Annotated in this window: 17 protein-coding genes and 2 pseudogenes; 4 read left to right on the forward strand and 15 right to left on the reverse strand. The window is 53.4% G+C overall.

Translation table 11 applies throughout. The features are described from left to right. Window positions 1–18: 18 nt before the first annotated feature. Complete coding sequence (gene ahr / locus ACR42C_RS20315; protein WP_166712445.1) at window positions 19–1,038, forward strand: NADPH-dependent aldehyde reductase Ahr; 1,020 nt, start codon at window positions 19–21, stop codon at window positions 1,036–1,038. A 92-nt stretch (window positions 1,039–1,130) separates the two neighbouring features. Here ahr and ACR42C_RS20320 read toward each other — a convergent pair whose 3' ends face one another. Then, window positions 1,131–2,777: a glycerone kinase gene (locus ACR42C_RS20320; RefSeq protein ID WP_479984504.1), complete on the reverse strand. Its 1,647-nt coding sequence runs from the start codon at window positions 2,775–2,777 to the stop codon at window positions 1,131–1,133. 137 nt (window positions 2,778–2,914) lie between these two features. Here ACR42C_RS20320 and ACR42C_RS20325 point away from each other — a divergent pair, with 137 nt between their 5' ends. Continuing rightward, window positions 2,915–4,417 carry a helicase HerA-like C-terminal domain-containing protein gene (locus ACR42C_RS20325; RefSeq protein ID WP_479984505.1) on the forward strand — a complete coding sequence of 501 codons (1,503 nt, stop codon included), beginning with the start codon at window positions 2,915–2,917 and terminating at the stop codon, window positions 4,415–4,417. On the opposite strand, the gene mnmL is transcribed toward ACR42C_RS20325, so the two are convergent. Further along, a complete protein-coding gene (mnmL, locus tag ACR42C_RS20330; RefSeq protein ID WP_479985211.1) occupies window positions 4,397–5,338 on the reverse strand; it encodes a tRNA modification radical SAM protein MnmL/YtqA in 942 nt (313 codons plus the stop codon). The genes ACR42C_RS20325 and mnmL overlap by 21 nt on opposite strands. A 687-nt stretch (window positions 5,339–6,025) precedes the next feature. Between mnmL and gltB the strand changes: the two genes are divergently transcribed. Continuing rightward, window positions 6,026–10,486, forward strand: a complete 4,461-nt coding sequence (gene gltB, locus ACR42C_RS20335) for a glutamate synthase large subunit (protein ID WP_163329761.1) — start codon at window positions 6,026–6,028, stop codon at window positions 10,484–10,486. Between the two features lie 9 nt (window positions 10,487–10,495). Beyond that, complete coding sequence (locus tag ACR42C_RS20340) at window positions 10,496–11,914, forward strand: glutamate synthase small subunit (protein WP_479984506.1); 1,419 nt, start codon at window positions 10,496–10,498, stop codon at window positions 11,912–11,914. 187 nt (window positions 11,915–12,101) lie between these two features. Here ACR42C_RS20340 and ACR42C_RS20345 read toward each other — a convergent pair. The 13 genes and pseudogenes from ACR42C_RS20345 to zapE form a co-directional block, all read right to left on the reverse strand. Next, window positions 12,102–12,230 (reverse strand): annotated as a pseudogene (locus tag ACR42C_RS20345) (transcriptional regulator NanR); the annotation flags it as partial. Window positions 12,231–12,377: 147 nt separating this feature from the next. Further along, the gene (locus tag ACR42C_RS20350; protein WP_316379844.1) at window positions 12,378–13,232 is read right to left on the reverse strand and encodes a StfH/YfcO family fimbrial adhesin; all 855 of its coding nucleotides are present in this window, start codon (window positions 13,230–13,232) and stop codon (window positions 12,378–12,380) included. 1 nt (window position 13,233) lies between these two features. Beyond that, on the reverse strand, window positions 13,234–13,770 hold the full coding sequence (locus ACR42C_RS20355; RefSeq protein ID WP_316379843.1) for a fimbrial protein: 537 nt from the start codon (window positions 13,768–13,770) through the stop codon (window positions 13,234–13,236). Next, entirely contained in the window at window positions 13,767–14,249 is a 483-nt protein-coding gene (locus ACR42C_RS20360; RefSeq protein WP_316379842.1) for a fimbrial protein, read from the reverse strand. The genes ACR42C_RS20355 and ACR42C_RS20360 overlap by 4 nt, the downstream gene beginning before the upstream one ends. Then, window positions 14,246–14,743, reverse strand: coding sequence for a fimbrial protein (locus ACR42C_RS20365; protein ID WP_316379841.1), 498 nt, complete (start codon window positions 14,741–14,743; stop codon window positions 14,246–14,248). The genes ACR42C_RS20360 and ACR42C_RS20365 overlap by 4 nt, the downstream gene beginning before the upstream one ends. An 18-nt stretch (window positions 14,744–14,761) precedes the next feature. Then, window positions 14,762–15,454, reverse strand: coding sequence for a fimbria/pilus periplasmic chaperone (locus ACR42C_RS20370; protein WP_479985212.1), 693 nt, complete (start codon window positions 15,452–15,454; stop codon window positions 14,762–14,764). A gap of 53 nt (window positions 15,455–15,507) precedes the next feature. Further along, window positions 15,508–18,147: pseudogene (locus ACR42C_RS20375) on the reverse strand (outer membrane usher protein). A gap of 80 nt (window positions 18,148–18,227) precedes the next feature. Beyond that, complete coding sequence (locus tag ACR42C_RS20380; protein ID WP_316379839.1) at window positions 18,228–18,788, reverse strand: fimbrial protein; 561 nt, start codon at window positions 18,786–18,788, stop codon at window positions 18,228–18,230. 411 nt (window positions 18,789–19,199) lie between these two features. Continuing rightward, the gene (gene sspB, locus ACR42C_RS20385) at window positions 19,200–19,697 is read right to left on the reverse strand and encodes a ClpXP protease specificity-enhancing factor (protein ID WP_061099617.1); all 498 of its coding nucleotides are present in this window, start codon (window positions 19,695–19,697) and stop codon (window positions 19,200–19,202) included. Window positions 19,698–19,702: 5 nt separating this feature from the next. Beyond that, window positions 19,703–20,341: a stringent starvation protein SspA gene (gene sspA / locus ACR42C_RS20390; RefSeq protein ID WP_014885418.1), complete on the reverse strand. Its 639-nt coding sequence runs from the start codon at window positions 20,339–20,341 to the stop codon at window positions 19,703–19,705. A gap of 308 nt (window positions 20,342–20,649) precedes the next feature. After that, window positions 20,650–21,042, reverse strand: a complete 393-nt coding sequence (gene rpsI, locus ACR42C_RS20395; RefSeq protein ID WP_003860436.1) for a 30S ribosomal protein S9 — start codon at window positions 21,040–21,042, stop codon at window positions 20,650–20,652. Between the two features lie 15 nt (window positions 21,043–21,057). Beyond that, entirely contained in the window at window positions 21,058–21,486 is a 429-nt protein-coding gene (gene rplM, locus ACR42C_RS20400) for a 50S ribosomal protein L13 (RefSeq protein ID WP_003860434.1), read from the reverse strand. A gap of 289 nt (window positions 21,487–21,775) precedes the next feature. Continuing rightward, complete coding sequence (gene zapE, locus ACR42C_RS20405) at window positions 21,776–22,900, reverse strand: cell division protein ZapE (RefSeq protein ID WP_302220237.1); 1,125 nt, start codon at window positions 22,898–22,900, stop codon at window positions 21,776–21,778. Window positions 22,901–22,972: the final 72 nt, after the last annotated feature.

Below are 22,972 nucleotides of genomic sequence, written 5' to 3' on the forward strand. Positions count from 1 at the left end.
CACAACGGGGGAAACACGATGTCGAAGATAAAAAGCTACGCCGCACCGCAGGCGGGTGCAGAACTTGAGCTGTACGAGTACGATGCGGGCGAACTAAAAGCAGAAGACGTCGAAGTACAGGTTGATTACTGCGGGGTCTGCCACTCGGATCTCTCGATGATCGACAACGAATGGGGCTTTTCCAGCTATCCGCTGGTTGCCGGGCACGAAGTCATTGGCCGCGTCGTGGCGCTCGGTAGCGCCGCGCAGGACAAAGGGCTGAAAGTGGGCCAGCGCGTAGGCATTGGCTGGACAGCACGCAGCTGTGGTCACTGCGATGCCTGTATCAGCGGCAACCAGATCAACTGCCTTGAGGGCGCGGTACCCACCATCCTGAATAAAGGCGGCTTCGCCGACAAGCTGCGCGCCGACTGGCAATGGGTCATCCCGCTGCCGGACAGCATTGATATCGAATCCGCCGGTCCGCTGCTGTGTGGCGGCATCACCGTCTTTAAGCCCCTGCTGATGCACCATATCACCGCCACCAGCCGCGTGGGCGTGATTGGAATCGGCGGTCTGGGCCATATCGCCATCAAGCTACTGCATGCGATGGGCTGTGAAGTCACGGCGTTCAGCTCGAACCCGGCAAAAGAGAAAGAGGTGCTGGCGATGGGCGCGGATAAAGTGGTAAACAGCCGCGATCCTGAAGCGCTGAACGCGCTGGCAGGTCAGTTTGACCTGATCATCAACACCGTGAACGTCGATCTCGACTGGCAGCCGTACTTTGAAGCACTGGCCTACGGCGGTAACTTCCACACCGTAGGTGCTGTGATGAAGCCGCTGCCGGTTCCGGCCTTTACCCTGATCGGCGGGGATCGCAGCGTGTCAGGCTCCGCGACCGGTACACCGTACGAGCTGCGCAAGCTGATGAAGTTTGCCGGACGCACCAAAGTGGCCCCGACCACCGAACTGTACCCCATGTCGAAAATCAACGAAGCGATCCAGCACGTGCGTGATGGCAAAGCCCGCTACCGCGTGGTGTTGAAAGCGGATTTCTGATGTGACATTGCCGGGGAATCTGCGGCCTGATGCCCTCACCCCAACCCTCTCCCACTGGGAGAGGGCGCAAACACTAAAAACGGTAACGGTGGTTACCGTTTTGCTTCTACCATGGCCTTAAACACCTCTGCCACCGCGACCGCCCCTGGGTCCATTACCCCGTCCAGATTCTCTTTATTCACATACGATGAGCGCCCCGCACCGGCTTTCTGCATTTTCGCCGTTGCCTCTGCCCCCTTCTGTGCCGCCTGCGCCGCTGACTGAAGATCCTTTTTCTGCAATGCCTCCAGCGCCGGCTGCAGCGCGTCGATCAGGGTACGATCGCCGAGATCTGCCCCACCGTACTGCTTCATTTGCGCCAGCCCGCTGAGCAATGCCTCGGGTAGCGACTGACCATCGTGAAGCTTTTGCCCCGCTGCGGTAAAGAAGATCGACATCAGCACCCCGCTCGATCCGCCCATCACCGTGGCCAGCCGCTCGCCCACCAGCAGCAGAAGCTTAGGCACATCATTAAGCGGAAGCGCGTTCTCCTCCAGGCGCTGCGCAATATCCCGCGCCCCTTGCGCAAAGGTGGAGCCGGTATCGCCGTCGCCCACTTTGGCATCCAGCGCGTTCAGGCGATTTTCCAGCTGTATGAGCGTCTTCGTCACCCGTGAAACAGACTCCTTCACCTGCGGGTTTTCAGATGGGGTATATTCCACGCGATCGCGAATAGCGCTTTGCGGAACGGTACGCAGGGGGGCAAACGCCACGGGTTTTTGCCAGCCCAGCGTTTCCACCTCTTCATGCAGCGCTTTCTCGAACAGGTCGTTGAGCTTCAGCAGCGTCAGAGAAAAGCCCTTCATGTCCAGGGCGCTCACCAGCGGTGCCGGGCCAATAAGATAAGCAATGTTCTCTTTCAGCGCCGAGTGAGCCAGCTCTTTGGTCAGCAACGCCATTTCCAGCGCCGAGACGCCGCCGAGGTTGTTAATCAGCACCGCGAAACGCCCCTCGCCCGCCTGCGCTTTGAGCGGATTAACCAGCGTGTCGATAATCGCTTTGCTGTTTTGCGTATCAACTACCGAGGCCCCCGGCTCCCCGTGGATCCCCAGCCCCAGTTCGACATGGCCCTGCTTGATGCGCCCCTCTTCATCGTCGCTGCCCGGCAGGTTACAGGTTTGCATCGCAACGCCCAGGCTCCAGAGGTTGTCGCAGGCCTGCTGCGCAATATCCCGCACCTCGCTCAGCGATTTCCCGTGCTCCGCCGCATAGCCCGCAATCTTATGCACCAGTGCCGTACCGGCAATGCCGCGCGGCTGTTTGTTATCGGGCAGCGCGATATCGTCCGCCACGATCACCATCTCCACCTTGAGGCCGTAGCGTTTGGCCTTTTCTGCCGCCAGACCAAAGTTCAGGCGATCGCCGGTGTAGTTTTTGACAATAAGCAGACAGCCGCGATCGCCCGTCACCGCCACAATGGCATTCAGTACCGCATCCACGCTCGGGGAGGCGAACAGATCGCCACAGACTGCCGCCGTCAGCATGCCTTTACCGACAAATCCGGCGTGTGCAGGTTCGTGCCCGGAGCCACCGCCGGAGATCACCGCCACGCGGCTTTTATCCCAGTCGCCGCGTGCCACTACGCGGATAGCCGGATCGATATCGAGCTTGACGAGATTCGCGTGTGGCGCAGAAAGGAGTATGCCTTCAATGGCATCGTTGACCAGCTGTTTGCGATCGTTAAAGAAGAATCTGGACATAGTTTCCCACTATTTTGTGAACCGTATGCAAAAGCATAGTCCGCGCTGGATAATGCGCCGCAAAGTCAGGAATTTACTTAACCAAATTGCTATCAGGTTGCCTATACTCCACCCAGGACTAAGAGAGGAAGCGCATCATGAGTACACCATTGTTAATTGCCCGGACGCTGGAAAAAGAGCTGTATCTACTGCCTGCGATGGCGAACCGCCACGGCCTGATCACCGGTGCGACCGGGACGGGGAAAACCGTGACCTTACAGAAGCTGGCGGAGTCGCTTTCAGAGATTGGCGTGCCGGTCTTTATGGCTGACGTGAAGGGCGATTTAACCGGCGTGGCTCAGGAGGGTACCGCTTCTGAAAAACTGCTTGAGAGGCTGAAGAATATTGGCATCACGAACTGGACACCGCACGGCAACCCGGTGGTGGTCTGGGATATCTTTGGTGAGAAAGGCCACCCGGTGCGCGCCACCGTCTCCGATCTCGGCCCGCTGCTGCTGGCCCGCCTGCTCAACCTCAACGACGTGCAGTCCGGGGTGCTGAATATCATCTTCCGCATTGCCGACGATCAGGGGCTGCTGCTGCTTGACTTCAAGGATCTGCGAGCCATTACCCAGTATATCGGCGATAACGCCAAATCCTTCCAGAACCAGTACGGCAATATCAGCAGCGCCTCTGTCGGGGCCATTCAGCGTGGGCTTCTGACCCTGGAGCAACAGGGTGCCGAGCACTTCTTCGGCGAGCCGATGCTGGATATCAAAGACTGGATGCGTACCGACAGCAATGGCAAAGGCATCATCAACATTCTGAGCTCTGAAAAGCTCTACCAGATGCCGAAGCTTTACGCCGCCAGCCTGCTGTGGATGCTCTCCGAACTGTACGAGCAGCTACCGGAAGCGGGCGATCTGGAAAAACCAAAACTGGTCTTCTTCTTCGACGAAGCGCATCTGCTGTTTAACGACGCGCCGCAGGTGCTGCTGGATAAAATTGAACAGGTCATTCGCCTGATCCGCTCCAAAGGGGTTGGCGTCTGGTTTGTGTCGCAAAACCCGTCGGATATCCCGGATAACGTGCTTGGCCAGCTCGGTAACCGCGTGCAGCACGCCCTGCGCGCCTTTACGCCGAAGGATCAGAAAGCGGTGAAAGCCGCGGCGCAAACCATGCGCGCTAATCCGGCCTTTGATACCGAAGCGACGATTCAGGCGCTGGGCACCGGTGAAGCGCTGATCTCGTTCCTTGATGCGAAGGGCAGCCCCTCCATCGTGGAGCGCGCGATGGTGATCGCGCCCTGCTCGCGCATGGGGCCTGTTACTGACGATGAACGTAACGGCCTGATTAACCACTCCCCGGTTTACGGGAAGTACGAAGACGAGGTGGATCGCGAGTCCGCGTTCGAGATGCTGCAAAAAGGGGTGCAGGCGACAACCGAATCGCAGGATGCGCCTGCCGCTAAAGGGCAGTCTGTCGCCGTGGATGACGGTATTCTCGGCGGGCTAAAAGACATTTTGTTTGGCACAACCGGACCGCGCGGCGGCAAGCGCGACGGCGTGGTACAGACTATGGCGAAAAGCGCCGCGCGGCAGGTTACCAATCAGATAGTGCGCGGCATGCTGGGAAGTCTGTTAGGCGGACGTCGTCGGTAGACGGGGAACCCACGGGCGGCCCAGCGCCGAACCCTGTACGCCGTTTTCCTGAAGATAGCGGTCGATTTCCACCATCCCCGTCCAGCGGTTCTCGCACCAGAGCGGTGCCAGAAGCGTTGGACGGCGGGCGCTGGCGGAGATACGGTGGTAAACAATCTCCGACGGTGTGTGACGAATCATCTCCCCCGCCGTCACCGTATATTCCTCAAGCTCAATACCGCTTAACCGCCCGGCCTTCCAGGCTTTCGCCATAATGCTTCCCGTAACGATATGCAGGGGATGCAGTTTGATGCCGTCCACGCCGGTTTCAACCACCTTTTCCAGCGTCTCCAGGCCGTGCTGTCGACCTTCACCAGGCAAGCCGACAATCAGATGCGAGCAGACTTTTAACCCGCGCTCGCGGGCCAGCCGCGCGGTGCGCTGGTAGCAGGCGAAATCATGTCCACGATTAATGCGGTGCAGGGTTTTGTCATGTGCAGTCTGCAGGCCCAGCTCCAGCCAGATCTCGTAGCCCTGCTCTTTGTACTCGCTGAGCAGATCCAGCACCGCGTCCGGCACGCAGTCCGGGCGCGTGCCAACGCATAGCCCGACAATATTGGCCTGCATGACCGCCTGCTGATACATGGAACGCAGCACCTGCACCTCCGCCCACGTGCTGGTGTAGGCCTGGAAATAGGCCAGATACTGCTTTGCACGGTTGACCAGGCTGGCCTGGTGCGCGAGTTGTTCCGCGATAGAGTGATGCTGCTGGGCCTCGTCAGCAAAGGACGCAACGTTACAGAAGGTACAGCCGCCGCGCCCGATGGTGCCGTCGCGATTCGGACAGCTAAAGCCGCCGTGCAGCGTCAGCTTATGAACCTTTTGGCCGTATCGCTGCAAAAGATCCCCACCAAACATATTGACTAATTTCTGTAACTGCATAATCTGATAGACCGTCCCGAAGAAAGGGGACAAGCCTGCCATTTTTAGCCTCTGTCGGCGATGACCTGGATCAATCGCCCTGGACGGCCTTTATCTGTATGAATAAATACTCAGGATTACTGCAATTTCATTCACGCTATCTGTGATTACTTTTCCTTATGTTCTGACTGTTTTTTTCATTTATAGCGGCAACACTGAAAAACAGTGATTTTATGCGGGTTTGAATACGTCACCAGATTATTGTTCTGCTATAAATCAGCATTTCAGCACGCTGCATCAATAATACCGCTTTCATATAGTGAGTCAGATCACACTCCTTCACGGCTCCCCAGACCTTTAGATGGTTATAAAAATAGTTAAATACCCTTTAAAAACAAACAGATGGCTACCCCTTAGCACATATTTGTATAAATAAGATTGCCATTTGACCTGTGTACCAATTCCCGATAAGTTGGAAATCCGCTGGAAGCTTTCTGGATGAGCGGCCTGCTCATCATATTTATGCAGTAATTGAGATTCCCTCTGAAGCAAGTCCTCAAACTTGTTTACCTGCGCGAAAGGATGAAAAAGAGGGCGAATGCGAGGTCCGCGTATGAAACGCAAACCCCGTCGCCATGCTCTTTCTGCGCCTGTGCGCCACGGTAAAGTTCAGTGGGAAGCCCGACGAGCCTGGGGAGGTTCACTGATATGTTGTACGATAAATCCCTTGAGAAGGATAACTGTGGTTTCGGCCTGATCGCCCACATAGAAGGCGAACCTAGCCACAAGGTAGTGCGTACTGCTATTCACGCACTGGCCCGAATGCAGCACCGTGGCGCTATTCTTGCCGATGGTAAAACCGGCGACGGTTGCGGCCTGCTGCTGCAAAAACCGGATCGTTTCTTCCGCATCGTGGCGGAAGAGCGCGGCTGGCGTTTAGCCAAAAACTACGCTGTCGGTATGCTGTTCCTGAACCAGGATCCTGAAAAGGCTGCCGCTTCACGCCGCATCGTCGAAGAAGAACTTCAGCGTGAAACCCTGTCGATTGTCGGCTGGCGCGATGTGCCAACCAACGAAGGGGTGCTCGGTGAAATCGCCCTCTCCTCGCTGCCTCGCATTGAGCAGATTTTCGTTAACGCACCTGCGGGCTGGCGTCCGCGCGATATGGAACGCCGTCTGTTTATTGCCCGCCGCCGCATCGAAAAACGTCTCCAGGACGATAAAGAGTTCTACGTGTGTAGCCTCTCGAACCTGGTCAACATCTATAAAGGTCTGTGTATGCCGGCTGACCTGCCGCGTTTCTACCTGGACCTGGCGGACCTGCGTCTGGAATCGGCCATTTGCCTGTTCCACCAGCGCTTCTCCACCAACACCGTGCCACGCTGGCCGCTGGCGCAGCCGTTCCGCTATCTGGCGCATAACGGCGAGATCAACACCATCACCGGTAACCGCCAGTGGGCACGCGCCCGTACCTATAAGTTCCAGACCCCACTGATCCCTGACCTGCACGATGCCGCACCGTTCGTGAACGAAACCGGCTCGGACTCCAGCTCCATGGATAACATGCTGGAACTGCTGCTGGCGGGCGGGATGGACATCGTGCGCGCCATGCGTCTGCTGGTGCCACCGGCCTGGCAGAACAACCCGGACATGGATCCTGAGCTGCGCGCGTTCTTCGACTTTAACTCCATGCACATGGAGCCGTGGGACGGCCCGGCGGGCATCGTCATGTCCGACGGCCGCTTCGCTGCCTGTAACCTGGACCGTAACGGTCTGCGTCCGGCGCGCTACGTTATCACCAAAGACAAGCTCATCACCTGCGCCTCTGAAGTCGGTATCTGGGATTACCAGCCTGACGAAGTGGTTGAGAAAGGCCGCGTAGGCCCGGGCGAGCTTATGGTGATCGACACCCGCGGCGGCCGCATTCTGCACTCCGCCGAAACCGACAACGATCTGAAGAGCCGCCACCCCTACAAAGAGTGGATGGCGAAAAACGTGCGTCGTCTGGTGCCATTTGAAGATCTGCCGGACGAAGAGGTGGGCAGCCGCGAGCTGGACGACGATACGCTTGCCAGCTTCCAGAAACAGTTTAACTACAGCGCGGAAGAGCTGGACTCTGTTATTCGCGTACTGGGTGAAAACGGCCAGGAAGCGGTCGGCTCCATGGGCGACGATACCCCGTTTGCCGTGCTCTCCAGCCAGCCACGCATCATTTACGATTACTTCCGTCAGCAGTTCGCGCAGGTCACCAACCCGCCGATCGACCCGCTGCGTGAAGCCCACGTAATGTCGCTGGCGACCAGCATCGGTCGTGAGATGAACGTCTTCTGCGAAGCCGAAGGCCAGGCGCACCGTCTGACCTTTAAATCGCCGATCCTGCTGTACTCCGATTTCAAACAGCTCACCACTATGACCGAGGAGCACTACCGCGCCGACACGCTCGACATTACGTTCGACGTGACCGAAGCGAGCCTCGAAGAGACGGTGAACGCGCTGTGCGACAAAGCCGAGCAGATGGTGCGTAACGGCACCGTGCTGCTGGTGCTGTCTGACCGCAATATCGCCAAAAACCGTCTGCCGGTGCCTGCGCCAATGGCGGTGGGTGCTATCCAGACGCGCCTGGTGGATAAGAGCCTGCGCTGCGACGCTAACATCATTGTTGAAACCGCAAGCGCGCGCGACCCGCACCACTTTGCCGTGCTGTTAGGCTTCGGCGCGACGGCGATCTACCCGTACCTGGCCTACGAAACGCTGGCCCGCCTGGTGGATACCCGCGCGATCGACAAAGATTACCGCACGGTGATGCTGAACTACCGTAACGGCATCAACAAAGGTCTGTACAAGATCATGTCCAAAATGGGCATCTCGACCATTGCCTCCTACCGCTGTTCGAAGCTGTTTGAAGCGGTCGGCCTGCATGATGAGGTCGCCAACCTCTGCTTCCAGGGCGTGGTCAGCCGCATCGGCGGCGCCGGTTTTGCTGACTTCCAGCAGGATCTGGTGAACCTGTCCAAACGCGCCTGGCTGGCACGTAAGCCGCTGGATCAGGGCGGTCTGCTGAAATACGTTCACGGCGGCGAGTACCACGCCTATAACCCTGACGTGGTGCGCACGCTGCAGCAGGCAGTTCAGAGCGGCGAGTACAGCGATTATCAGCAGTACGCCGAGCTGGTGAACAATCGTCCGGCGGCGACGCTGCGCGACCTTATTGCCCTCAATCCGGGCGATGAAGCGGTCAGCATTGACGAGGTTGAACCTGCATCCGAACTGTTTAAACGCTTTGATACCGCGGCGATGTCCATCGGCGCGCTGAGCCCGGAAGCCCACGAAGCGCTGGCGGAAGCCATGAACAGCATCGGCGGCAACTCCAACTCCGGCGAAGGCGGTGAAGACCCGGCGCGTTACGGCACCAACAAAGTGTCTCGTATCAAGCAGGTGGCATCCGGTCGCTTTGGCGTAACGCCTGCGTACCTTGTCAACGCCGACGTGATTCAGATTAAAGTCGCTCAGGGTGCTAAACCGGGCGAAGGCGGTCAGCTTCCGGGTGATAAAGTCACCCCGTACATCGCCAAACTGCGCTATTCCGTGCCGGGCGTGACGCTGATCTCCCCGCCGCCGCACCACGATATCTACTCTATCGAGGACCTGGCGCAGCTGATTTTCGACCTGAAGCAGGTCAACCCGAAGGCGATGATCTCCGTGAAGCTGGTTTCCGAACCGGGCGTCGGCACCATCGCCACCGGCGTGGCGAAAGCCTATGCGGATCTCATTACCATTGCCGGCTACGACGGCGGCACCGGCGCAAGCCCGCTCTCTTCCGTGAAATATGCGGGCTGCCCGTGGGAGCTTGGCCTGGTGGAAACCCAGCAGGCGCTGGTGGCGAACGGCCTGCGTCACAAGATCCGCCTGCAGGTGGACGGAGGCCTAAAAACCGGCCTCGACATCATCAAGGCGGCGATTCTGGGTGCGGAAAGCTTTGGCTTTGGTACCGGCCCGATGGTTGCGCTCGGCTGTAAATACCTGCGTATTTGCCACCTGAACAACTGTGCAACGGGCGTTGCAACCCAGGACGAGAAGCTGCGTAAGAACCACTATCACGGCCTGCCGTTCAAAGTGACCAACTACTTTGACTTCATCGCCCGTGAAACACGCGAGCTGATGGCGCAGCTGGGCGTGAAGCGTCTGGTGGACCTGATTGGCCGCACTGACCTGCTTAAAGAGCTGGAAGGCTTCACGGCGAAGCAGCAGAAGCTGGAGCTGAGCAAGCTGCTGGAAACCGCGCAGCCGCACCCAGGCAAAGCGGTCTACTGCACCGAGAACAACCCGCCGTTCGATAACGGCGTGCTGAACGCGCAGCTGCTGCAGCAGGCGAAGCCGTACGTGGACGACAAGCAGAGCAAAACGTTCTGGTTTGATATCCGCAACACCGACCGCTCCGTGGGCGCATCCCTCTCCGGTTATATCGCGCAGACGCACGGTGACCAGGGGCTGGCTGCCGACCCAATTACCGCGCACTTCAGCGGTACCGCGGGTCAGAGCTTCGGGGTCTGGAACGCAGGCGGCGTTGAGCTTATCCTTACCGGCGATGCCAACGACTACGTCGGTAAAGGCATGGCAGGCGGTCTGCTGGCGGTGCGTCCTCCGGTCGGCTCAGCCTTCCGCAGCCACGAAGCGAGCATCATCGGTAACACCTGCCTGTACGGCGCGACCGGCGGCCGTCTGTTCGCAGCAGGTCGTGCGGGCGAGCGTTTTGCGGTACGTAACTCCGGTGCCATCACCGTGGTGGAAGGCATTGGCGATAACGGTTGTGAATACATGACGGGCGGGATTGTTTGCGTTCTGGGTAAAACCGGCGTGAACTTCGGCGCTGGCATGACGGGCGGTTTTGCCTACGTACTGGATGAAGACGGTGAGTTCCGCAAGCGCGTGAACCCGGAGCTGGTGGAAGTGCTGGATGTTGATACGCTGGCTATCCATGAAGAACACCTGCGCGGCTTGATTACCGAACACGTGCAGCATACCGGTTCTTCGCGCGGCGAAGAGATCCTGGCGAACTGGCCGGCGTTCTCTGCGAAATTCGCGCTGGTTAAGCCGAAGTCCAGCGATGTTAAAGCCCTGTTGGGTCACCGTAGTCGTAGCGCAGCAGAGCTGCGCGTGCAGGCGCAGTAAGGAATTCAGATGAGCCAGAACGTATACCAGTTTATCGACCTGCAGCGTGTTGATCCGCCAAAGAAACCGCTGAAGATCCGCAAAATTGAGTTTGTTGAAATCTATGAGCCGTTTTCAGAAGGCCAGGCCAAAGCGCAGGCAGACCGCTGCCTGTCCTGCGGTAACCCTTACTGCGAATGGAAATGTCCGGTACACAACTACATCCCGAACTGGCTGAAGCTGGCCAACGAAGGGCGTATTTTTGAAGCCGCCGAGCTGTCTCACCAGACCAACACCCTGCCGGAAGTGTGCGGGCGCGTGTGTCCTCAGGACCGTCTGTGTGAAGGCTCCTGTACGCTGAACGATGAGTTTGGCGCGGTGACCATCGGCAACATCGAGCGCTATATCAACGATAAAGCGTTCGAAATGGGCTGGCGTCCGGATATGACCGGCGTGCGTCAAACCGACAAGCGCGTGGCCATCATCGGCGCGGGCCCGGCGGGCCTGGCCTGTGCGGACGTTCTGACCCGCAACGGCGTGAAGGCGGTGGTCTTTGACCGTCATCCGGAAATTGGCGGTCTGCTGACCTTCGGTATCCCGGCCTTTAAGCTGGAAAAAGAGGTCATGACCCGCCGCCGTGAAATCTTCACCGGCATGGGCATTGAGTTCAAACTGAACACAGAAGTAGGCCGCGACGTGCAGCTCGACGAACTGCTGAAGGATTACGACGCCGTGTTCCTGGGTGTGGGCACCTATCAGTCCATGCGCGGCGGTCTGGAGAACGAAGACGCGCCGGGCGTATACGACGCGCTGCCGTTCCTGATTGCCAACACCAGGCAGATCATGGGCTACGGTGAAACGGCTGATGAACCATTCATCAGCATGGAAGGCAAACGCGTGGTGGTGCTGGGCGGCGGTGATACCGCGATGGACTGCGTGCGTACCTCCATTCGTCAGAATGCGGCGCACGTCATCTGCGCCTACCGTCGTGACGAAGAGAACATGCCGGGCTCGAAACGCGAAGTGAAAAACGCGCGTGAAGAGGGCGTGGAGTTCCAGTTCAACATCCAGCCTCTGGGTATTGAGGTGAATGCCAACGGAAAAGTGAGCGGCGTGAAGATGGCTCGCACGGAGATGGGCGCGCCGGATGCGAAAGGCCGTCGTCGCGCGGAGATCGTGGCAGGCTCTGAGCATGTGATCCCGGCCGATGCCGTGGTGATGGCGTTTGGTTTCCGTCCGCACAGCATGGAGTGGCTGGCGAAGCACAGCGTGGAGCTGGATTCGCAGGGGCGCGTAATCGCGCCAGAAGGTAGTGATAATGCGTTCCAGACCAGCAACCCGAAAATCTTCGCCGGTGGCGATATCGTTCGCGGTTCTGACCTGGTGGTCACGGCGATTGCCGAAGGCCGCAAAGCCGCTGAAGGGATTATGAACTTCCTGGAAGTGTAAGAAACGAGCCGGATGGAAATACCATCCGGCTTTTTTATGCGGTTAACAGGCTGGCGCGGACTCCGCAACACCAAACAGAATCAGCTCTCCACCGGCTCACAGGAGCTGTGATGTCAATATACAGGAAGTGCAGCTCTCCAATCATCATAGCGTGACTACCGTTGCTAACAGCGCCCCGCCCAGCCAGGCGGCGGATCATCTGCTCCAGCTCTTCTTCCACCCTATCTGACAGCTTTTTGCGCGCCAGCAGACGACGTCGCAGGCTGCGGCCAATAGCTTCATCAGACTTTTCAGCTTTAAGATCAAATGGTTTCATTGCAGTCCGGTGTCAGAAAGGGAGAACAATCCATCATAACAAAGGAAATTACAGGTGGAGAAATCGTGCCTGGTGGCCTTCCTGCCCACCTCCTTACTCATTGTCTCGCCCGGTAAAGGCTTTCACCGGGCCTTATCAAACTTCACGCTATAACTGATCAATGATGTAACGGTAGTTACATGTCGATGTAAACTGACCGGCACCGATATTTTCAGTATTAATTTTGACGATAATGTCATGTATTATCATATCGCTTAACGGATGGCGCACGGTGTAGGTCGTCAGTTTTGAATTATCACAGCCCAAAGCCGTTACAGAAATACCCGTCGTAATAACGCGACAATTCGCACCGCGATCGTCCATTAAGCTGTTGTCACAAACGCTTCCGCCTTCCCAAAGGTAGGTATGCAGGGTACTTTCCATTTCGCCACCCGTGGAATTAAACGTTATTTGCTTATCATGCTGTAATATTTTCGGATCCCATGAGATATCTAGTCCGGACGTAGGCGTAAACACACACGCCGTTGTTCGCTCCATCGTGGATGACCAGCCTTCACCTGTGACAGTATTTGTCGAACGAGAGATAAACATCAAAATCCACGGGCATGTTGAGGCTTTATCCCACGGTACCTCGATGTGAATTGTTACCCTATTACAACTCCAACGGGATAAATCAAGCCCTGAGCACCCTGCCGTATTCTTCACTTCAGTTACATATTTAAGTCTCAGTACCTGATAACCCGCAGCATTACCATCCCATGAGACATTCGGAAGGTTACCGTCGCCATCTCTTTTTGTAAGATCCCATACCCCATGGAATATGCCCCCTTTAGTAGTTGTTCCGAGGTTAATGAGAACAGATTCTTTTTCCCCGGATTTCGGCACCGCATAATAAAGACTTATTTCACTCTGGCTGGAGCGTAAGCCACCGCCGGCATAACTGCCGCTACTAAAAAAACTTAAAAAGGCGAAAACCAGTGCGATAAATAATCGTGTTTTCATATTATAAATATTCGAAAATGACGGTTGAAGTTGCTGTGAATGTTCCCGGCAAGACCTCCTGACCAGGAATAACCTGGAGCCAGGCATGCATCACCAGATCGTTACTACCCTCGCTAAGCGGGAAAATCACCCCTTCTGCATCGTTAAAAAGTACGTGTTCGCCCTGCTCTGTTTCCAGACCGATACCGACACCAGAAGCGGGAGAGGAAGTATCGAAGGCCAGAAAACCCGCCATTTCAGCTGTTTCATTTCCGTTAAATGTCACCCGAACACCATTCTTTTGTACCGAAGGCGGACAATCGTATAATTTCAACGTAACGGGTCGACTGACAGAGCGTCCTCGAAGCATTAAATCGCTGGCGGCAATATCAGGAAACGTCACGGTATCAAGCACACCGTTTTCCATTTGCATCTTACAAACACCTCCTAACAAATTGCCGGTAAAGTGCACGTTGTCGTTTTTCGCATTAACGCACTGCGTGGAGAGTAGTAGCATTAAAGGGAGGATTGCCCCTGAACACCTTTTATTAGCCTTCATTGGTAATCCACCTGCAATGTTGCCCACCCTTCAAAATTACCTGAATACATTACGACACCACTTTTCTTAACAGGAACAGCTTTCAGAACGGGTAATGCCTGTTCATTCACTGTTAATGTAGACCCCAGTTGGAAAGGGATACTGTCGTGAAGTATTTCGATCCCCAGCCCTGAAACATCTGTAACAATGGCCGCCGTATTGAAATCCGTAACGTTGCCAGTAAGCGTTAGCGTCATCCCCAGATCGGAATACCTGTCAGGTGAATCACAATCGATCGTATAAGGCAGATCTTGCATAAATTTATTTCCATCGATCTCATCTATCTGAACATCAACAAAATTCACCTCGATGGTTTGATCGTTGCTGATCACACAGGTTGGAGGACGAACCAGATAGCCATGAAACGTGAGATCTCCGGATGCGTGTACGCTGGTTACCAGGAGCATGCTAAGTAAAAAGACTAATGAATATTGTTTCATTGGTAATCCACTATCATGGTCGCTCTGGCATTAAACTCCGCAGCGCTAAGCGTTGTTGAGCTTTCTTTTACCGGGACGACTTCCAGTTCAGGTCCGCTGTTTGCCCACGTAAATGACAGCCAATCGGATGTTCCCGGTTCAATGAGATTTTTGCCGTCTTTTGTTTGCAGACGCAGTCCAAAACCGTCCACGCTTGTCTTTAAGACTTTTTCTCCGTTGATCGTGGTCGAATCACCCTGAATCTGGAGTTTAAGGTAATCTTTAAGGCGATCTTTACAATTAAGACTGTAATTAAGCGGCTTTGTATAACGGGTGCCATCGATTTTAGTGGTATAAACTGTTCCGAATTCAACCGCTCCGCCGGTTACCTGGCATGGCATAGGCACATTCACCACTACAGTCACTGACAAATCCACCTGGGTATCAATTGCCATAGACGGCAATGCCACACTGACCAATCCGAATGCCATTAAGCAGGGTATTTTGCGAAACATAATTCGGCCTCCTGCCTGTTATTTTTTACTGCTTTTTTCCTGATCGACATTACAAGTCGTTCCGTTACATTTAAAATGCAGTGGCATCCGTCCACCATAATCATCGACATAAACAAGAACGGGATGTGGCCCCAAATCTACTGCTTTCACGTGCATCAGTTCACTGGATTTTGGCGCCAGAACAATCGGATTAAAACCTGCAACGGACGAGGTATTAACGCGGCTGCTGGCATTACTCAGTACGACATAGTAGCTAGATGGGTTATTCACCTGATAATCTCCACCGCTGCGCGTCAATGTGAGTTGATACTGCCAGGGATGAAGAGGATCCATTTTAGGTAAAGACGCAGGTCGGTAAAATAATTTAATGCGCGTTTGCAGGGCAATTTGCAGCGTATTCGGCCGCTTTCCTTTCGGTGGAATCTCTCTTACGTTGAAGTAAAACAGCGATTCACGATCCTGCGGCAATGATGCAAGCCCCGGCATGCCTTGTATTTTCACCTGGCCCGTTTCTTTCGGTTCGATACGCTGAACTGGAGGTAATACGGCGAGCGGGGAGGTAATCTTTTGCCCTTTATTATCTTCAATCCAGGACTGAGCCAGATACGGGCTATCTTGGTTATCATTACGTAGCGTAAGGATAACAGATTTCTCGCTACCGCTAAAAACAACGCGTGTTCTGTCAGGTACAACAGCTGCATGCGCCAGCATTGGCAATAATGTGCATCCTAAAAGGATTTTAGTAGACAAAAAAAGAAAATTTTTCATGTATTTTTTCCTGAATTAATCGAAGCATCCGGTATTCCGGAAAAATCTTCATGTTCCGACTTGGGAATCACGTGTTGTGTTTGCTGCTGAATTGCCGGTATTACTTTATGTGTAACCGGCGTAGTTAATTTTTTTTCACTGCTGCAAGGCAGTAACAAATTATTAAAGAGATCTTTTGGCAACGGTTCGGGGAGTGTTATTAAACAGTGTTGACTACCGTTCCAGTTTACCTGCATACTTTCGCCTGGGTTCACCCCAGCCAGATAAACGCTGCCATTGTCATCGACAAGCCCAACCTGTTGCTGGTTCATATTCATGACTTCAGCCCCAAATGGAGGATATTTCCCGTCACTTAAACGCAACGTTGCAACTGCTTTCTCACCCCTTATAATATCGAATTTCCGATAGCCTATCGCACCTTCCGTTAAGGTAATTTGTGCTGTTGACTGCGTTGCTTCCGCATTATCAGGAAGGTTCTTAATGTCGATTTTAATATCATTACGGTAATAATCATTAATATCGGGTATTATGGCCATGCCAAAAGCATTGGTATAGACCGGCGTATTATATCCACCAACGGGTACATCAGGTTGCCCGCTGGCGTCAATCATTAAACGCGATCCGCCAGGAATAGACACCCGATGCAGTGCCCCACCCTGAGCAGTAAGCGTAGCCCCACCTTCCATAGAGATACCAACGGAAGAGTAGGCGTTTTCAAGATAGCTGGCGTTAAGGTCAACATCCGCATAGTCACCCGTATGACGGAAATAACCATCCGCAGATTTATCGCTTTGTGAATCTCCAACGCTTACCTGATAGCTATTACGGTCATCAACTCGTTGGTTATATCCAACACGGTTTGAATGATCGTCATGATTAAATGAACCGTTATAGGTCAACGCCCCACTTTCGCCCCACGGAATACTGACCGAAAGATAAAATCCATCGTCGGTTTCATCATCATATTCATTGCGAAACCCGTTCAAGGAAAGGCTAATATTTTTCACGCGCCCCAAATCGAAGTATTTTGAAACCATAATGTTATAGTTATTTTCGTCTGAGCGGTCCCAATACGATCGGCGAGACCAGTTTAAAAAGACGTTTATACCAAGATCAATTACATTCTGGTTGTAGTTAACAGTAAACATTTCCTTGTCTTTTCCGGAACGAAAATGTTCATCGTCCTGAGCGTCAAGGTAATCGTTCATCGTCATAAAGTTTTCTTCAGAGAAACGATATCCTGCAAAAGAGATACGGCTATGCAATTCGTCATAGTCTTTTGAATAACTTATGCGGTACGAGTTCCCTTGTAAATTCTCGTCATCACTATCAGCCGTAATGTGCGCGTGTGAGCGAGTAACATCAAAAGAGAGCGCCCCAAGCGCAGCCATATCGCGCCCAATACCCAGTGCGACCGCCTGATAATTTTGTTCACCAATGCCACCACCGTACAAGGACCAGCCGTCAGCAACGCCCCATGAGGCTTCACCTGCGCCGAACATTTCACCTGCCATTTGGTGATCCCAGTCCTGAGGGCGTCCCACCGTGGTTTTGAAACGCACCTGATTGGTTCGCGTAAGGAACGGCACGGATGCGGTACTTACATCGTATTCCTGAACCTGTCCATCCTGCTCTTCGATTCGTACGTGCAAATCACCAGAGACAGACTGGTTAATATCCTGAATACGGAACGGGCCTGCCGGAACCTGCTTTTCATAAAGCACTCTGCCTTGCTGCGTCACCACGACCTTGGCATTGGTTCGCGCAACGCCCGCGATATCAGGTGCATATCCTCTTAAGTTAGGAGGAAGCATTTGGTCGTCTGAATTGACGCTAACGCCCGCATAGTTGAAGGTATCAAAAATGTCCGACAGGAGGGAGGTTTCCCCCAGCAGAAGCTGTGCCCCCCATTTAGGTAAAGCGCGGTAGGCGTAGTAGCGGCTCCAGTCCCAGTTACGCGTGGTCTCGTCATCCTGACGTTGATAATCCGCTTGCCAGTCAGCACGCAGACGCCATGGCCCAACATTGGCACCCATTGTGCCATTACCACTGAGATCGCGATCATTGCCGCCGTCATTTTCGTCATGCTCATGGCTGGCGTTAATATTATAATCAAAAAGAATACTTGAAATACCTTCATCCCAGCGGGCAGGAGGCTCTCAGTTTTCGTCCGAATACTCGAGGTAGGCCTGTGGGATGGCGATACGCAATGCCGTTTGTGACATGTCCGCATCCACGTGCATATCTTTCAGCTGATCTGGTTTTAAACATGCACCGTCTTTTATCCATATAAAATGGTCTGACAGCTCAGGTTTGATACCGAGACGCGAAACAAGATCAGGTGAAAGGCAAGCATAACTGTCATCAGGATCATCTTCTTTAGGATACCAGTTAATGTCATAATTATCAGGAAGTCTGCCTGTATTTATTATTACCTGTAGATTATATTGACCTGGTAAAACATAACCCTTACGAGAAAAACGACTCAGATCATAATTTTCGCTACTGCGGACATCCAAGAATTGAGTATTGAATTCAACAGCATCTTCTGCAAAGGTATCATTACCGGATACTCCACAAAATAGCCCAACCAAAACGGCCAGATGTTTCAGTCGATAATATTTGCTGCACTTCATTATGATACCCTGAAAACGTACACATCCGAGCTGGAAATTAAATGCTGCCCCACGATAATTCGCGGGGCAAATATTAACAATTACAGATAGCTAATCTGGAAACTGGTCAAAGATGAGAACTCACCCGTGTCGATAGTTGTCGCAGCAGTTTCACCCTGAACCCAAGCTTTAAATGCCAGCTTTTGATCGGCCAGGCCTTTACCATCGGCATCAACGGCCAGCGCCTGCGTTGCAGCGTTCCCTAATTTAATTTCAGTACCTTTCGTGTTAGCGATTACAATATGAGAACCTTTCATCTCGCCCTTTGCCCCCATCAGAGCAAGGTAGCCCGGATTTGCCGTGGATTCATCACCACTCGCATTGAAGACAATGTTCATGCTGGTTTCGTCTGTAAATACGCAGTTAACCAGCTGAATATCAAAATCTACTGCCTGAATCAGTCCAGCTTTAAGTGACGCGGTGCCCAGGTTCTCGCCCAGACTAATCGTTTGGTTTTCGTCACCAATTTTAATAGAGCATGGGGAAGTAACAATTTTACCTACAAACGTAACTGTACCATCGTTACCTTCTGCATGTGCAGCCATCGCAGAACCGCCAAAGACTAACATACCAAGAAGCGCTGATTTCGCGAATTTTTTCATTTTCGATCCTTAAAAATATAGATAGATTTAAATCCACTAAATATAGTGAAGCTTTTTTGGGAAATATTCCCAGTTACCTAAAAGGTAATTTTTATATTTGAATAAGAAGAGGCTAACGCTTTGGGGGGGGTTAGTAGATTTACTTTTCTCTAAGTAATTCTCTCTTCATCCATGATTGGCTATATTTAGCCAGATATCATCGACATCCTGTACGATGAGCTCGTTCCCGAAATCCGGTTTCGATATAATATTATTTAAATGAATAATACGCTATTTTACGAACGTGTATATTTAATTAAACTTATTTCTTATTTTAGTTAGATTTAATAATGGGTATATTATTCATTCATAAAAAAAATGACTTGAATAAAAAAGCCCTTTCCATAAGCATATGGTAAGGGCTAATCTTAATTATTTCACAACGCGTAGCGCCGGACGACCACCGCGCGGTGGCGGATCGTCATCAGGATCGTTGTCGTCCTCACGATCGGGCTTGTCGCCATCAATCACGGACATTACCGTTTCGCTTTCGCTGGCGGTGATGCCTTCGTCATCATTCAGGCTGGCAACCTCTTCATCGTATGCCGCTTCCGGCTCGAACATGGTTCCCGCACCGTTTTCACGCGCGTAGATCGCCAGCACCGCAGCCAGCGGTACGGAAACCTGACGCGGCACGCCGCCGAACCGCGCGTTGAAGCGCACTTCGTCGTTTGCCAGCTCAAGGTTACCTACCGCACGCGGGGCAATGTTCAGTACGATCTGTCCGTCACGCGCGTATTCCATCGGAACCAGCACGCCCGGCAACGTCACATCCACAACCAGGTGCGGCGTGAGCTGGTTATCCAGCAGCCATTCATAGAAGGCGCGCAGCAGATACGGACGGCGTGGGGTAAGTTGTGACATTTCCACAGTCATTAGCCTCGGCCGAGACGCATTTCACGTTCCGGTTCAGTTAAAGATGCCAGGAAAGAGTCGCGCTCAAATACGCGAGTCATATAGCCTTTCAGCTCTTTTGCGCCAGGGCCGCTGAACTCAACGCCCAGGGTTGGCAGACGCCACAGCAGCGGGGCCAGGTAGCAATCTACCAGGCTGAACTCATCGCTCAGGAAGAAAGGTTTCTGACCAAACACAGGGGCAATTGCCAGCAGCTCTTCACGCAGTTGCTTACGCGCAGCGTCGGCTTCAGAAGCGGAACCGCTGGTGATGACGTTCATCAGCGAGTACCAGTCTTTTTCGATACGCTGCATGTACAGGCGGCTTTCACCACGCGCAACAGGGTAAACAGGCATCAGCGGCGGATGCGGGAAACGCTCATCCAGATATTCCATAATGATACGGGATTCCCACAGGGTCAGCTCGCGATCCACCAGCGTCGGTACGCTTTGGCTCGGGTTGAGATCGATCAGATCCTGAGGCGGGTTATCCTTTTCCACATGCTCGATCTCAAAACTGACACCCTTCTCGGCCAGTACGATACGAACCTGATGGCTATAAATGTCAGTAGGACCAGAAAACAGCGTCATTACCGAACGTTTGTTGGCAGCGACAGCCATGAAAACCTCCAGGTATATTCAGAATTTTTACTGCTACCAGCCCAACAGGGGCCAGCCAGATGTTGTATCGCCCATCCCAGAGAAAACACATTGTTCAAGAATCGAACAAAAATCGAGTATTCACCGATATTTGGGCAGAAAATTGGATGATAGTTTACCAGATTTTGATGGCTTTGTGGTGAGGGGATTCTGGAAATGTGGAAAAAGAGAAGATATATGAAATGTTACTGTGGATAACCTGCGCATTATCCATAAAAAAACCCGCCAAAGCGGGTTTTTCGCCAATCGTTCTGCGTAAGCAGAATGGATTAACGTTTGGAGAACTGTGGACGACGACGTGCTTTACGCAGACCCACTTTCTTACGTTCAACCTGACGAGCGTCACGAGTAACGAAGCCAGCTTTACGCAGTTCAGAACGCAGGGATTCGTCGTACTCCATCAGAGCGCGGGTGATACCGTGACGGATCGCACCTGCCTGACCGGAGATACCACCACCTTTAACGGTGATGTACAGATCCAGTTTTTCTACCATATCAACCAGTTCCAGCGGCTGGCGAACTACCATGCGGGCAGTTTCGCGACCGAAGTATTGTTCCAGAGAACGCTGGTTGATTACGATTTTACCACTGCCCGGTTTGATGAAAACGCGAGCTGCGGAACTTTTGCGGCGACCAGTGCCGTAGTATTGATTTTCAGCCATTGCCTATAATCCCGATTAGATGTCAAGAACTTGCGGTTGCTGTGCCGCGTGGTTGTGCTCGTTGCCTGCGTAAACTTTCAGTTTACGGAACATAGCACGACCCAGCGGGCCTTTTGGCAGCATGCCTTTAACCGCGATTTCAATCACACGCTCAGGACGGCGGGCAATCATCTCTTCAAAGGTCGCTTCTTTGATACCACCGATGTGGCCGGTGTGGTGGTAGTACATTTTGTCAGTACGCTTGTTGCCGGTAACAGCAACTTTGTCAGCGTTCAGAACGATGATGTAATCACCGGTATCAACGTGCGGAGTGTATTCCGCTTTATGCTTACCGCGCAGGCGACGAGCCAGTTCAGTAGCCAGACGGCCCAGAGTTTTACCGGTCGCGTCAACAACATACCAGTCGCGCTGTACGGTTTCTGGTTTAGCTGTAAAAGTTTTCATTAAAAGCTTACCCAAATAATAAGTTACACGTTGGTGAACACCCAAACGTTTAGTCAGTTGAGGTTCACACGACAAAGTCCGGCAAACCTACCCCTTCGAATAGCACATGCCGACACATAGAAAGTTTCGGGAAAAAAACCTTCTCGTAACGTGGGGTCGCAAGATTATAGAGAAGTTGAGGTCAAAGATCGACCCTTAAATGTGATTTGGAATGGTTTTTTCGGGGGTGGGTATTGTGCGGTCTGGTGCCCCCTCCCCCAGCCCCTCTCCCACAGGGAGAGGGTGGCATTTATGGCATATGCTCCAGCTTCAGGTATTCCTCGCTCTGCATCTCCTGCAGGCGCGACAGGCAGCGCTGGAACTCAAACTTCAGCCGCTCTCCCTGATAGATCTCATATAAAGGTACCTCGGCGCTGACCACCAGCTTGACGTGGCGCTCGTAAAACTCGTCCACCAGCGCAATGAAGCGCCGCGCTTCGCTCTCCATCAGCCGCGTCATCACCGGCACATCCATCACCATCACGGTGTGGAACAGGCGCGATAGCGCAATGTAATCGTGCTGGCTGCGGGCATCCACGCAGAGCGTCGCAAAGGAGACCGCCAGCGTTTGGTTTTCTACGCCAAGGGTTGGCAACGGACGATGGTTAATCTCCAGCGTCGGGGCGTTTTCGCGTGTTGCACCCGCCAGCGCCAGCCAGAGCTTATCCATCTCGCGGGTGGTCTCTGCATTTAACGGTGAGAGCCACAGGTGCGCCTGAGTCAGCGTACGTAACCGGTAATCTACCCCAGCATCAACATTCATAATGTCACAATGCTGTTTGATGGCGTCAATGGCGGGCAGGAAGCGCGCCCGCTGCAGGCCGTTGCGGTAAAGTTCATCTGGCGGGATATTCGACGTGGCAACGAGCGTGATCCCGCGGGCAAATAGCGCCTTCATCAGGCCGCCCAACAGCATGGCATCGGTGATGTCAGAAACGAAAAACTCATCGAAGCAGAGCACGTCCGTTTCAGCCTTGAACCTGTCGGCCACAATCTCCAGCGGATCGCTTTTGCCCTGCAGCGCAGTCAGCTCTTCATGCACCCGCAGCATAAAGCGATGGAAGTGCAGACGCTGTTTACGCTCACCCGGCAGGCTGAGATAAAACAGATCCATCAGCCAGGTTTTTCCGCGCCCGACGCCGCCCCACATGTATAAACCGCGCACCGGAGCCTGATCCTGCGGCGTTTTTTTACCGAGCAACCGCCCAAACGCGGCCTTGAGCCCACCACTCTGTTCTACTTCAGCAGGTTTTGCCGTGAGCGCCTGATAAATCATCTCCAGACGGTTTACCGCCTCACGTTGAACGTCATCAGGCTGATGAGTACCCTCATTCAGGGCCAGTTGATATCGCGATGCAGGGGACAGGTTTTGCATAATCTTATTGTTATTCCTTCAATTAACGCTCACCAGCAGGCGTGACTGATGAAAAAAAGGCCGTTCTACACT

Source organism: Enterobacter sp. MG-EB028 (assembly GCF_056673305.1).